We start from the raw sequence: 12060 nt of genomic DNA, 5'->3' as shown, positions 1-12060 counted from the left end.
ACTGCTAACTGCTAACTGCTAACTGCTAACTGCTAACTGCTAACTGCTAACTGCTCAAAACATGAAACCCAGCTCATTCATCGACATTTCGATTCCCGCTCAGCGTTTAGTACTTGTAGATGAAGGGCGGGTTATAAAGTCTTATCCCGTTTCCACGGCAAAAAACGGCCTCGGCGAATTGAGGGGTAGCGAATGTACGCCGCGCGGCTGGCATAAGATTCGCGCGAAAATCGGCGTGGGTCTCCCGATATATTCGGTTTTCAAAGCGCGAAGGCCGACCGGCGAAATCTATTCGCCGGACTTAGCCGAGCAATTTCCGGAACGCGATTGGATTTTGACTCGAATTCTCTGGTTGGGCGGCCTCGAGCCCGGAAAAAACCGCTACGGTTCAGTCGATACGGCCTGGCGTTATATTTACATTCACGGTTGCCCCGACGAACTGATGAACGGCAAGCCCGAATCACACGGCTGCATTCGTATGATCAATGCCGATTTGCTCGATTTATTTGAGCGCGTTGCGATCAATACCGAAGTTTATATTCATGAATAAATTATTAGATTGAGATGCCTAGAATCGTTTTAGGAATCGAATACGACGGCAGCGCTTTTTTCGGTTGGCAATGGCAAACCGCGCGGAGAACCGTACAATCCGAGCTGGAAACCGCGCTGTCTAAAATCGCCGACGAGCCGATCACGGTAATTTGCGCGGGGCGTACCGACGCAGGCGTGCATGCGCTTGAACAGGTCGTGCATTTCGACACGCAAGCCGAGCGATCTATGTACGGATGGATGATGGGCGGAAATACTCATTTGCCCGATGACATTAGGATCGTTTGGGCGCAACAGGCGGTTTTCGATTTTCATGCCCGTTATAGCGCTATTGCTCGGTTTTATCGCTATGTCATTTTGAACAGGCCGATGAAATCGGCTTTGCTGCGCAAACAAGTCACATGGTGCTATCAGCCGCTTGATGCAGATAAAATGCATCGAGCGGCACAATATTTGATTGGCGACCATGATTTTTCGTCGTTTAGAGCGCAAGGTTGTCAATCCAAAAGTCCTCGCCGCATGATGCATTTTATCGATGTTTACCGCAAACAGGAAAAGGTCATTATGGATATTTCGGCCAATGCATTTTTGCACCACATGGTCAGAAACATTGCCGGCGTATTGATGGAAATAGGTATGGATAAACAGCCGGTCGATTGGACGCAAGAGTTATTGCTGATCAAGGATCGTAATCAAGGCGGAATCACAGCGGCGCCCGACGGCTTGTATTTAGGCGGCGTTTATTATCCGGAACATTACGGAATTACTAAGCAGCCGGTATTCGATAAACTGCCGCCCGATGCGAAACGTTTTGATGATCGTCCGAAGGCTTAAAGTTTAGCTCTTTCAGTGATGACCTATACAAATCCTTCTCGGACACCCCCTGCGTCTCCTCGGGCCCTACCGAAATTAGATAAATGCGCTTGTCCTGGTATCGGTTCCATTTGCGTTTCTTAAATACCCTAGGATGTTATAAAATTACTATCTTGTTCATCGGCATTCGATGCTGTGCTCTCAAACGTTGCGGAATCTTGGATGACTCCGAGCGGTTAATTCCCTTCCTCTACTAAATGTCGATATCTAAAATCATCAATCAATCACTTCCTTATTTCGAAGATAGTGCTCGCTTGTTCGCACCGTTTTCCGGTAAACCTTGGGCGGTGTTTTTGGATAGCGGATACCCGGTTAGTCGCCAAGGCTGTTTCGATATCATGGCCGCCGATCCGGTTTGCACCTTAGTCACACATGGAAATGTCACCAAGATCAAACGGGGTGTTGTTGTCAGCGAATCGACCGACGATCCTTTTGAATTAGTCAAAAAACAATTACTACCGAAACGGCCGGGATTCGACGATTTGCCGTTTAATGGCGGCGCTATCGGTTATTTTTCCTACGATTTGGCTCGCCGCTTGGAAAAAATGCCTGTCATAGCGCGAGATGCCGAAAATATTGCCGAAATGGCGGTCGGTATTTACGAATGGGCTGTGATTGTCGATCATCAACTGCGCCGTAGCCGCTTGGTCGGTTACCTCGACGAGGCGCAATTGGCGAATTTAACGAAATTGTTTAGCCGATTGCCGGAAGAGGGGATGCAAAATGGATTTTATGTTACAGGGCCTGTTGAAGCTAACTTCGATCAGGCGGACTATGCCGAAGCCTTTAGCCGTATCAAAAAATATTTGAAAGATGGCGATTGTTACCAAGTCAATCTTGCCCAGCGTTTCTGTGCACCATGCCATGGTGATCCTTGGGCGGCTTATTTGAAACTGCGAAAATTAAATTCGGCGCCGTTTAGCGCATATATGAATACGCCGGAGGCATCCGTGTTGAGTTCCTCGCCGGAGCGTTTTTTAAAGCTTCGTGACGGCTTTGTCGAAACCAAGCCGATCAAAGGAACGCGCCCGAGGAAATCGAGTCACGCCGACGACCTCGATCAAATCAGTCAGTTGGAAAGCAGCAAGAAAGATCGTGCCGAAAATGTCATGATCGTCGACTTATTGCGTAACGATATCAGTAAGAATTGCAAAAATGGTTCCGTTAAAGTTCCCCGTTTATTCGATATCGAAAGTTATGCGACCGTGCATCACTTGGTTAGCACGATCACCGGCGAATTGGCGGAAGGCCGGCATGGCTTGGATTTGCTGAGAAGCTGTTTTCCCGGAGGTTCGATTACCGGTGCGCCAAAAATCAGAGCAATGCAGATCATCGAAGAATTGGAGCCACATCGGCGAGGTGTTTATTGCGGTGCGATCGGCTATATGGGTTTCGACGGCAATATGGATACCAATATCGCGATCAGAACCTTAGTGCATTCAGATGGTAGGATTCGTTTTTGGGCTGGCGGCGGTATCGTGAACGACTCGGTGATGGAAGAGGAATACCAGGAGTGCTTCGACAAAGCCTCGGCGATGATATCGGTTTTGAGTCAGCTAACGGTTGTATGAAAACCGGCTTGCGGGTCATAAAGTTCGGCGGTAGTCTTGAGCGTGGTGGAACTTTAAAATCGTGCTTGGACAAAGCGGCAGCTTTCTACCGGGAAGGCAGTGTTTGGGTTCCCGGCGGCGGCGATTTTGCCGAACAAGTACGGAAGGCTCAACAGCGTTGGCGCTTCGATGATATTACCGCGCACGAAATGGCCCTTTTGGCGATGCAGCAGATGGCCTTGCTGATGCATTCGATGCATCGCGATTGTGTATTGGCTGGCTCGATTGCCGATATTGTTCGGCAGCTCGACCTAGGAAAACCGATCATTTGGTCACCCGATGTCAATGAACTGAACCAAGCCGGTGTTCCCGCTAGCTGGGATGTGACTTCCGACAGCCTTGCCGCTTGGCTTGCAGTTACGCTCGTCGCCGATGAATTAATTTTGATCAAATCGGCTGAAATTTCGCAAACCGCTGACCTAAATAATCTTGTGGAATTAGGTTTTGTCGACTGGGCATTTCCCGGATTTACCGAAAATGCCCGATTTAAAATAAGCGTCGTTAATAAAGATGAATTCTAATGGCAGATAACAATTTAACCCGAAAAACGCTCAATTCGGTCGGACGTTTAGTGAGCAAGATAGCCCGTCAAGCCTATTATCAGGCCAAGGAGTCGATGGGGCACCCGAAGCGAGATATGGTGGTGAGGCATGTCGAACAAGCCTGCGGTAGCTTGCAAGAAACCAAAATTCATTTCGAAAACGCTCTGGAGCGATTTAAAACGATTGTCGTCGTTGACGATTCGACGCTAGAAAACAAATATCGTTTATTACAACAACAATACGATTTTTGTAAGGCGAAGTCGGATGAGCTCGGTTGTCGCATTCGCGCGATCGAAGAAGTCACTGGTGCGTTGTTTGCAGAATGGGAAGATGAACTCGACGAGTATACTAATCGCTCGTTGAAGACCAAAAGTCGACAGCAATTAAGACAATCCCAGCAGCATTACGCTAAATTAATCAAAACGATGCACAGAGCCGAAAGTAAAATCAGCCCGGTATTGGCGGCGTTCAAGGATCAGGTATTGTTTTTGAAGCATAATCTCAATGCACAAGCGATTGCCGCGATTGAGCATGAGTTCATAGAAATCAGCATGGATATGACGCAGTTGGTTCAGGCGATGGAGCAGACCATTTTCGAAGCGAATCGCTTTATCGCCGGTTTGGTCGAGCAAAAAGCCTTACCTGCGGCTTAATATACGGTCATTAAATGTAACTTCAGTTCCCCGGCAATTATCGTTCTCACGCTAGAGCGCTCATCGTTATTCATAAATTGTAGGGTACGCTGCGCGTACCAAATCCGTGCCCTAGCGGTTCGGTTGGCACATGAACATCGCGGGGTTACCATGGTACGCACAGCGTACCCTACGAAAATCGTCTAGCGTTAAGAGAGGGACCGAATACCCCGGTGCCTCCTTAGGCACTGCCGAAATTTGAGGTGCGAAGGTACATAAGCTGCAAGGGCGGATCCGTGGTACGAAACCGCCCCGCTTGTGTTCGTGTCCGGCCTTTTACAATTTGTAAAGTACGTCGTTGGCTTTATCCCTTTTATCGGGTTTAATGTGTCGGTCTTGTTCGCGGCGTTCCCTTGCATATTTGTCGATCATTTCTTCCCAGGAACTGTATTGCTGGTATTCTCTAAAGCCTTGGTTTTTACGTTGCTGGTAAATTTCTCGGCCTGTTTCGATGATTTCGTCCGGGTTTTTGCCGTCGACTTGAGACAAAAACTCTTTGGTGTCTTTGTAAGCGTCACGAATGGTCCAGAACGAGATTTCGAATTCAATTCGTTTTTCCGGGGGCAAGCGTTCCTTTAGCATTTTAACCGACCGGTAAGCCGTGCTACTGCTTCGCCCGTTAATCTGTTCCGATCTACCGCAAGCGGTTAGCGATAAAGTCAATACGGAGAGCAAAAGGGCTGATAGAATCCTCATAGGGTTAACCTCAATCGTTATAGTGTCTGGTGTACTATTCTTATAATAATGTTAATTAGCTAATTAATTTTTCGGAAATACCATTTTCCTGTTCGGTGTCCGGCGTAAAGTCGAACGCTCGAATTACTTGGCGATTATAAACCTAAGCCACATCAATATGCTGGAATTTATTCAATTACTAAAGCAACGCTATCAAACGGTTTCTTCGCATACCGCAAGCGATGCGGTGAAGGCAGTGTATCAGCAACGCATCGATCGGCAAATATTGGCCGAAGCATCGATTCGCAAGGCCGATATGCATAAACGCTTTACTTTTCAACCGTTGCAAGTGGCCGTAGTCGGCCCCACGCAAGCCGGAAAAAGTACCTTGGTCAATCTATTGCTGAACAGCTCTCAGGCTGGTGTGAGTCCATTGGCCGGCTTTACCGTGCATGCGCAAGGTTTTTGTAATGCGGTCAAACTTGAAGACTGTGAAAGCGTACAGCATTTCTTTGGACGTTTTCAACAAGTGCGCCAAGACGAATTACGTAAGGACAGGCTCGAATGTTATGCCTTGACCGAGAATATAGGAGCATCCGATTTATTGCCCGAGTGCTTAGTTTGGGATACCCCCGATTTCGATTCGATCGGCGCGATTGGTTACAGCGAGGCGTTAATGCGTTCGATTGCATTGGCCGATATCGTGATTTTGGTCGTCAGCAAAGAGAAATATGCCGACCAATCGGTATGGGAGCTGATGAGTTCGATTGAAACATTGCGTCAACCGACCTTGATATGCGTGAATAAATTGGCCGAAGGTAGCGAGCATATCGTAATCCGTTCATTAACCGAAAAATGGCGACAATCGAGAAGCGACGATTGCCCGACTATCGTGCCGTTATTCTATCAAAAACAAACCGCACCGACATGGCCGGAAAACGAGCGGTCCGCGGTCCGGAAATTGTTTCGTCAAGTCAATCGCCGCCGTAACAATGAGGTGGTTCAAGAGTTTCTGCTTAAGCACTGGCAGGAATGGCTGGAGCCTGTTCGCGCGGAACACATGGCGCTGCAAGAATGGCGAAGCCTTGTCGATGCTTCGATTAAACAGTCGTTAACGCAGTATCAGAACGATTACTTGAATCATCCTCGTTATTATGAAACTTTTCAAAGCGCCTTGGCGAAATTATTGAGTTTATTGGAGATTCCCGGGTTTGCAAGAGTTTTGGTGGGTACTCGCAAGGCCCTAACCTGGCCGATTAGGCAAGTCATGAAAATAGGAATGAAGAGGTCTCGTATTACCGACAGCAGTCATGAGGTCGCTTTATTGAATCATCTGGCAGAACATTTATTGATTCGCATCATGGATGCCTTGCTGGAAAAAACAGAGCAAAATGGCGATAGCGCTTGGTGGCGGGGTGGTATCGGACTGTTGCGCAATCGGCGGCATGCGTTATTGGCAGAATTCAACGATGCCGTGCTGCGTTATCATAATGATTTTCAGCAGGAAGTCGAAAGCGCGGCCTTCCGGCTCTACGCAAAATTACAGGAACAGCCCTATGTATTGAACGGTCTCAGAGCCACCCGCGCGACTACCGATGCGGCGGCCGTTGCCATTTCTCTTCAGGCCGGCGGATTGGGTTTGCATGATTTAATCATAGCCCCGGCGATGTTATCGGTAACTTCGTTTTTGACCGAGAGCGCGATGGGGAGTTATTTGAATAAGGTCGAAGCGGAACTCAAGCAACGGCAATTGCAAATTGTCAGGCAAAAACTTTATATCGAATGTCTTCGAGAGGCCTTGTTCAAATTGCCCGAGCAATTGTCCTCGGACAGCTATTTCAATATTACCCCGGAGCAATTAGAACAAGCCGAGCAGCAACTCAAGAATAAAAAACATGGATTACGATTACTCTGATTTAGTCGCAAACACCAAACGTTGGGCCGAACGAGCAGTAGCGGCCGGATGGATAGACCAACATACGGCGAGACAGCTCGAGGCGATCGACTCGAGAACGCCGGAGTCGCTGATCGACCGTTCGTCATCCCGGCCCTTGATCGTTGCATTCATGGGAGGGACCGGTGTCGGCAAGAGCACATTGTTGAATCGTTTAGCCGGCCAATCGATCGCAAAAACCGGCGTAGAGCGTCCGACGTCGCGAGAGGTGACGATGTACCGCCATCGAGCGGTGCATTTATCGAAACTGCCGGAAAACCTACCGTTCGATGAAATCCGTCAGGCCGAGCACGATGACGAAACGAATAAAAATGTTATCTGGATCGATATGCCCGATTTCGATAGTACAGCCTTGCACAATCAAGAAATCGTGCTGCAATGGCTGCCGCATATCGATGTGTTGATTTATGTCGTCAGTCCCGAACGATACCGGGATAACAAGGCTTGGCGTTTATTGCTGGCCGAAGGCGGGCGTCATGCTTGGCTGTTTGTGATGAATCAATGGGATCGCGGGGAGGCGGTGCAATACGACGACTTTAAAGAGCAGTTAAGCGTGGCCGGATTTGATGCCCCGATTATTTTCAAGACTGCCTGCGGCGAGCCCGATTTCCCCGACGAATTTGAAAACTTGGCTGAGACGATTGCGACACTTGCGACCGAAACCACAGTCAAGCAATTAGAATCTCGAAACACTCAGGCTCGAAAGGATGCATTGAAAATGAGTTTGGTCGATTGCTTGAAACATGTCGGCAACGACCAGGATTATCGAAAGCTGTCCGAGCTCTGGCGCCGGAGCTGGCAGGACACCGGTCGAACCTTACAGCAAGGATTCGAATGGCCGCTTCGACAATTGGCCTGCTATTATGCAGAACATGATAAAGCATCGAAACAGCAACAAAGCGAGTTATGGGACGCGTGGGTGCAAAGCCGTTATGAAGATGCGCTCGACGACCTCATTCTTCAAGCCGATGCCAACGGCTTGGCGACAGCCGCGCTAAAACGCGAATTATTGCAATTACGCGGCAAGGCCGAAAAAATCATGTATGACCAAACCGAACTCGCGGTTAGGCATGCCTTGGCCAATCCTGGGCATGCCGCGCATCGTGCTTTTTTAAAAGGCATGCGGTTTTGCGAAATCGTACTGCCGCTCGGCGCGATGAGTTTTGTCGGTTACCAGGTTTTTTCCGGTTATTATCATAGCAGTTTGGATTACCGCAACTATTTGGGGGCGAACTTTGCGATTCATAGCAGCTTGTTTGTAGGCCTCAGTTGGCTGATTCCGTTTTTTATCTTGAAGAAACTCAAGCCCTCGCTCGAAAAAGCCGCATTGAAAGGTTTAAAAAAAGGTGTGGCAATAGCGCTGATACAAATCGAAGCGGAAATCGTCAATGCCATCGAGAGGCTTTGTCAGCAACGTAGCGAAATTGCGGCAGAAGCCGAGCAGATAATACGACAATGCGAGAGTAGCCAAGGAAGTATCGAAACGATACGAAGTGATAGTCGTTTAGCTAGAATGTTGGTTGATTGATAAGGTGAAAGGTGAAAGGTGAAAGGTGAAAGGTGAAAGGTGAAAGGTGAAAACGGCGCTTGACAAGTAGTTGAAATCACGAATCATTTCACTATTCACCCAAACCTATCCAAAATTAAATTTAAATTTAAGGAACTGTCGGTCATTAAGAAGGTCTTTATAAGCGAACGATGCAAAAATGGAAAGATGAAAGTTCAAAGTGCGATAATAAATTAACATTTGCTAATGCTGAATTTAATTGTTAATATCGCGCAACACTAAGGGGGCGACATGGCTTCGACGTGGGTAGCAAAACCTTGAGTGCATGCCGAGCACAGTACAGCTCGTAAAACCTACTGAAATAAAGTATTCGCAAACGACGAAAACTACTCAATGGCTTTGGCTGCATAAAAACAGCCACCATTCCTCTGACTATCTGTGCTTATGCGGGTAGGATCTTCGGATCACTCAGGGGTCACAGCACATAAGATCGTGCCGATGCCTGTCCGGAGCTGACGCACTAAATCCTAACGGAATCGCCGACGGTTTTCTTGGCCTGACGGGTAGCCGGCGGTTAAATCAAAAGTGCAGGATAAGCATGTAGAGCTTGTGGCGGAGTGCTTGCGGACGCGGGTTCAATCCCCGCCGCCTCCACCAAATTAAAAAAGGTGAACTGATCTCAGTTCACCTTTTTTTATGCCTGTGTCCCGCGCTACAGGCCTTATGTGGGAAGGGGTTGCGAACTTCGTCGCATTGGTAATCGTGGACTTTCACCGGCAATTCTTCTCTGAATGGCCAAATACTCTCAGTGCCTCTCCCTATCACACCAGGCCCAAGTCCATGAGCTGAGAGTCCTTTAAAATTAGTGGCTTATTTTCGGGCTCAGCGAAGGAGTTTGATGGATAAATTAGGTAGGCGAAGGAAGCAATCTCATCAGAGCTTAAAATGATTGTAGTCATCAAATTGACACGCACCTTCATATCAATTACAAATAAATACTACTAAATAGTTATATGTAGCCCGAATCGGTTAGCAGCACCTTTGGCAATCCAGTAACCGGCTCAGCAGTTTTAGAGAATGAATGTTTTAGCCCATAGATAACAGGGAGCCGAATGTCGCCCACTTCCAAAAACACGGCACAAAACATCGAAGAACAGTTGGCGGCAGTAAACCAGTCTCAGCGGTAGCGTCTCGTCTATTCCACATAGACTTCAAGCTCTACTTCTTGGGCTCAGTAAACCGCACTGATCTGGTATCACGTTTTGGCATCAAGGAAGCAGCCGCCTCTCGTGACCTATCACTTTATAAAGAGCTCGCCCCAAAAAACATCGAATACGACACCAAGGCCTAGACCTACATCGGTGAACCTGACTACGTTGGTGCCGGATATCGTCGAGGCCATTCTGGATGACTGTTTGCCGCCCAACATCACTCTGTTTGACCTGGCGGTGGATCCGCCAAGGCTGTGGTCGGAGCAGCGGGTAAAATACATGATTTGAAATGTCATGATTGTTAAACCCAGGGTTTAACAATCATGACATTTTCAAACTCTATTTGATTCGAAAGTCCTCGTGTAAATTACTCCAATGGTCCTTTAATTTCAGCTTGTGCGCCTCATTTATTGGGAGATCTTTGATTGCCTCTCGCCAAAGATTTCGAGCCTTCTCCATGACATCATCCAAGTGGGGTTTAATTACTCTCCATGGAATCTCGGCACGATTAGCCCATGACTGAAAGTTTGCCAAGGATACGTCATACCACTCTTTAGTCTTGCCTAAATTCAGTGCGAAATGTCGTTCACCGTCGATATATACGCTCGTGGTAACAATATCGTATGCGGGTGAAAGCCTTGGCGTGATTTTATCTGAATAAATCAAACTCCAATTTTTTAGATGTGCATCTCCATTTGCGAGAAGAATGTTGACAAGCAATCGCCTAGCGAATTGTTGTGCATCGGCCAAACCATCACCAGAAAAACCGTAAATAATTCGGCCTATTTGCTCGTAGTTTGCCGAGTTGTATTTTTCATGGGCGTATTTAACCAGCACCTGGGCAAAGTCTTCCATGTGGATGCGCGCATCATTATCGCGATCAAAGCGTTTGATTGCGAAGGCTAGCTTTTCATCGGGCAGATTTATCTGCGGAAGATTATCGAGTTTATTTAGCTCAACCAGCTTAATTTCCGGAATGTCCACTCCGACCAATTCCGCAAGTTTCATTGCGGTATATTCGTTTACCGGCACATCTTTATGTTTGGTAGAAGGCGTTTTTACAATCCAATCGCCCAAGACATCGCCTTTGGAAAGGTTGTAACGTCCGTCCTTTTCCTTCATGGAAAATTTCATCTGAACGCCGGCTAATGAAAATTTGTTTTCCGGTGATACTTTGTCAAACTTTATTGCTCGAGCTTTGCCGTGAGTCTTGAGAATACTATCTGGAACATCATCTGGTTCCATCGGCTCGGCCACCAAGGCGCCAGGCAGGTCAGCACCTAAATATGAAAGAATATGGAACTCGTTGTCGACATGAACTTTGAGTCCTTGAGCAATCAACTCTCTCAGTGATCCCTCCGGAAGTAAATTGGACAATGTAGGGTGCAGCCTTTGGCTTCTTGCCCATGGTTCCGCCATTATTTTTTCAGAACGAGGAAACGCTGGGTGGGTAATCAAGCTAAAGGTAGGACGGCCTACATCACTCTTAAATTCCTCGGCAAAGCTCAGTACATTTCTACCGCCTTGAAAGCCAGCCAAATAGCCAACCAGCCTGTCGTGCAGGCTCAACTTGATTACGTTTATCTCATCGACTTGGGCTTCGCTCATGAATCATCCCCCAGCAAGTCCTGCCATGGATCATCTGAAAGACTTTTCTTTGCCTCTTCTTTTGCAGTTTTTGTCGCCTGGGACATATGCTCCTTACCTAGCTCGGAACTCTCCTGTTCAAGCAGCGCTATGACAGCGCCAAGCTTTTCCTTTGGTATGAGCATAAGTTCGCTATTCAAGCCCTTCGCTATCAACTCCAAGGTGTCTAGCCTAGGGTTTCCTTTTGATTCCAGGCGCTGATATTGCTGACGAGATACGCCTACACGCAACATCATGTCGTTCTGCTTGAGGCCGAGTGTCAGTCGCCGTTGTTTTATCTGGTGGAGTAAAGAATTCATCTTAGTAAACACATATGTTGCTTTCACGATGGATGGCAACATATTAGTTGCTTTCATCTCTAAAGGCAACTTATCCGTTGCTTTTGAGGGGTGCCACACCAGCAGCATAAAAGGCAGCATATATATTGCCTTTTGGCCGTAGCGCTCTCGTTGTCGAACAGTCGAGTAAGCCGCCGATTCCCAAAATGAACGGAACTTTGTAGCCGAACTCGGCATCCGTGATGAAGTAGTGGTCAACGCCAAACTGCCGAAAGGCTTTTTCATGTCGACGCCGGTCGGTGACTACAATCCGAATTGGATGATCGCGCATTCGAAGATTGAATGCGCCCGCATGTTTTTCGAGCGACTTAATCATATAGTGTTCGCACATCAAATTTCGGTTTTTTATCCCCTTATCCAGGGCAAACGCATTAAAACACTATAGAAAATCAAATAGTTAAAATATTCTTTTTTCCTGGTTAACTATAAGATTTAGTTTGAAACCTAAATAAGGCTTTGTGT

Annotated in this window: 12 protein-coding genes and 1 other RNA gene; 9 read left to right on the top strand and 4 right to left on the bottom strand. The window is 47.4% G+C overall.

Features of this window, described 5'->3' with window-relative positions:
• The first annotated feature begins 61 nt into the window (after positions 1–61).
• From ACRJJO_RS21200 to ACRJJO_RS21180, 5 genes are all read left to right on the top strand, one after another.
• Positions 62–550: a L,D-transpeptidase family protein gene (locus ACRJJO_RS21200; RefSeq protein ID WP_431067558.1), complete on the top strand. Its 489-nt coding sequence runs from the start codon at positions 62–64 to the stop codon at positions 548–550.
• A gap of 14 nt (positions 551–564) precedes the next feature.
• Entirely contained in the window at positions 565–1383 is an 819-nt protein-coding gene (gene truA / locus ACRJJO_RS21195) for a tRNA pseudouridine(38-40) synthase TruA (protein ID WP_431067557.1), read from the top strand.
• 236 nt (positions 1384–1619) lie between these two features.
• On the top strand, positions 1620–2993 hold the full coding sequence (gene pabB, locus ACRJJO_RS21190; protein ID WP_431067556.1) for an aminodeoxychorismate synthase component I: 1374 nt from the start codon (positions 1620–1622) through the stop codon (positions 2991–2993).
• Positions 2990–3553, top strand: a complete 564-nt coding sequence (locus tag ACRJJO_RS21185; RefSeq protein WP_431067555.1) for a uridylate kinase — start codon at positions 2990–2992, stop codon at positions 3551–3553. Before pabB ends, ACRJJO_RS21185 begins: the two co-directional genes overlap by 4 nt.
• A complete protein-coding gene (locus ACRJJO_RS21180) occupies positions 3553–4227 on the top strand; it encodes a DUF2959 domain-containing protein (RefSeq protein WP_431067554.1) in 675 nt (224 codons plus the stop codon). Before ACRJJO_RS21185 ends, ACRJJO_RS21180 begins: the two co-directional genes overlap by 1 nt.
• 315 nt (positions 4228–4542) lie before the next feature.
• Here the strand turns inward: ACRJJO_RS21180 and ACRJJO_RS21175 are convergent, their stop codons facing one another.
• Entirely contained in the window at positions 4543–4962 is a 420-nt protein-coding gene (locus ACRJJO_RS21175) for a hypothetical protein (RefSeq protein WP_014149050.1), read from the bottom strand.
• 157 nt (positions 4963–5119) lie between these two features.
• On the opposite strand from ACRJJO_RS21175, the gene ACRJJO_RS21170 reads away from it, so the two are divergent.
• From ACRJJO_RS21170 to ssrA, 3 genes are all read left to right on the top strand, one after another.
• A complete protein-coding gene (locus ACRJJO_RS21170; protein WP_431067553.1) occupies positions 5120–6856 on the top strand; it encodes a GTPase in 1737 nt (578 codons plus the stop codon).
• Positions 6837–8423 carry a GTPase gene (locus ACRJJO_RS21165; protein ID WP_431067552.1) on the top strand — a complete coding sequence of 529 codons (1587 nt, stop codon included), beginning with the start codon at positions 6837–6839 and terminating at the stop codon, positions 8421–8423. Before ACRJJO_RS21170 ends, ACRJJO_RS21165 begins: the two co-directional genes overlap by 20 nt.
• 261 nt (positions 8424–8684) lie before the next feature.
• Positions 8685–9059: a transfer-messenger RNA gene (gene ssrA / locus ACRJJO_RS21160) on the top strand.
• 640 nt (positions 9060–9699) lie between these two features.
• Here the strand turns inward: ssrA and ACRJJO_RS21155 are convergent.
• The 3 genes from ACRJJO_RS21155 to ACRJJO_RS21145 are packed head-to-tail and all read right to left on the bottom strand — an operon-like array spanning position 9700 to position 11823.
• Positions 9700–9909 (bottom strand): hypothetical protein, encoded by a 210-nt coding sequence (locus ACRJJO_RS21155; protein ID WP_431067551.1) that lies wholly within the window; start codon positions 9907–9909, stop codon positions 9700–9702.
• A 43-nt stretch (positions 9910–9952) separates the two neighbouring features.
• Positions 9953–11221 (bottom strand): type II toxin-antitoxin system HipA family toxin, encoded by a 1269-nt coding sequence (locus tag ACRJJO_RS21150; RefSeq protein WP_431067550.1) that lies wholly within the window; start codon positions 11219–11221, stop codon positions 9953–9955.
• Positions 11218–11823, bottom strand: coding sequence for a helix-turn-helix domain-containing protein (locus ACRJJO_RS21145; RefSeq protein WP_431067549.1), 606 nt, complete (start codon positions 11821–11823; stop codon positions 11218–11220). The genes ACRJJO_RS21150 and ACRJJO_RS21145 overlap by 4 nt, the downstream gene beginning before the upstream one ends.
• Between ACRJJO_RS21145 and ACRJJO_RS21140 the strand changes: the two genes are divergently transcribed.
• Complete coding sequence (locus ACRJJO_RS21140; protein ID WP_431067548.1) at positions 11789–11983, top strand: hypothetical protein; 195 nt, start codon at positions 11789–11791, stop codon at positions 11981–11983. The two genes, ACRJJO_RS21145 and ACRJJO_RS21140, sit on opposite strands and share 35 nt — an antisense overlap.
• Positions 11984–12060: the final 77 nt, after the last annotated feature.

Origin of the sequence: Methylotuvimicrobium sp., from assembly GCF_050611805.1 — a bacterium.
In the GTDB taxonomy this organism is placed as follows: domain Bacteria; phylum Pseudomonadota; class Gammaproteobacteria; order Methylococcales; family Methylomonadaceae; genus Methylotuvimicrobium.
Note: the sequence above shows the minus strand (reverse complement) of the source record. Positions and strands in the feature narration are given on the sequence as shown.

Coding starts and splice junctions, on each gene's coding strand:
- ACRJJO_RS21200 (WP_431067558.1), top strand. CDS start 62: ATGAAACCCAGCTCATTCATCGACATTTCGATTCCCGCTCAGCGTTTA.
- truA (WP_431067557.1), top strand. CDS start 565: ATGCCTAGAATCGTTTTAGGAATCGAATACGACGGCAGCGCTTTTTTC.
- pabB (WP_431067556.1), top strand. CDS start 1,620: ATGTCGATATCTAAAATCATCAATCAATCACTTCCTTATTTCGAAGAT.
- ACRJJO_RS21185 (WP_431067555.1), top strand. CDS start 2,990: ATGAAAACCGGCTTGCGGGTCATAAAGTTCGGCGGTAGTCTTGAGCGT.
- ACRJJO_RS21180 (WP_431067554.1), top strand. CDS start 3,553: ATGGCAGATAACAATTTAACCCGAAAAACGCTCAATTCGGTCGGACGT.
- ACRJJO_RS21175 (WP_014149050.1), bottom strand. CDS start 4,962: ATGAGGATTCTATCAGCCCTTTTGCTCTCCGTATTGACTTTATCGCTA.
- ACRJJO_RS21170 (WP_431067553.1), top strand. CDS start 5,120: ATGCTGGAATTTATTCAATTACTAAAGCAACGCTATCAAACGGTTTCT.
- ACRJJO_RS21165 (WP_431067552.1), top strand. CDS start 6,837: ATGGATTACGATTACTCTGATTTAGTCGCAAACACCAAACGTTGGGCC.
- ACRJJO_RS21155 (WP_431067551.1), bottom strand. CDS start 9,909: ATGACATTTCAAATCATGTATTTTACCCGCTGCTCCGACCACAGCCTT.
- ACRJJO_RS21150 (WP_431067550.1), bottom strand. CDS start 11,221: ATGAGCGAAGCCCAAGTCGATGAGATAAACGTAATCAAGTTGAGCCTG.
- ACRJJO_RS21145 (WP_431067549.1), bottom strand. CDS start 11,823: ATGAAAAAGCCTTTCGGCAGTTTGGCGTTGACCACTACTTCATCACGG.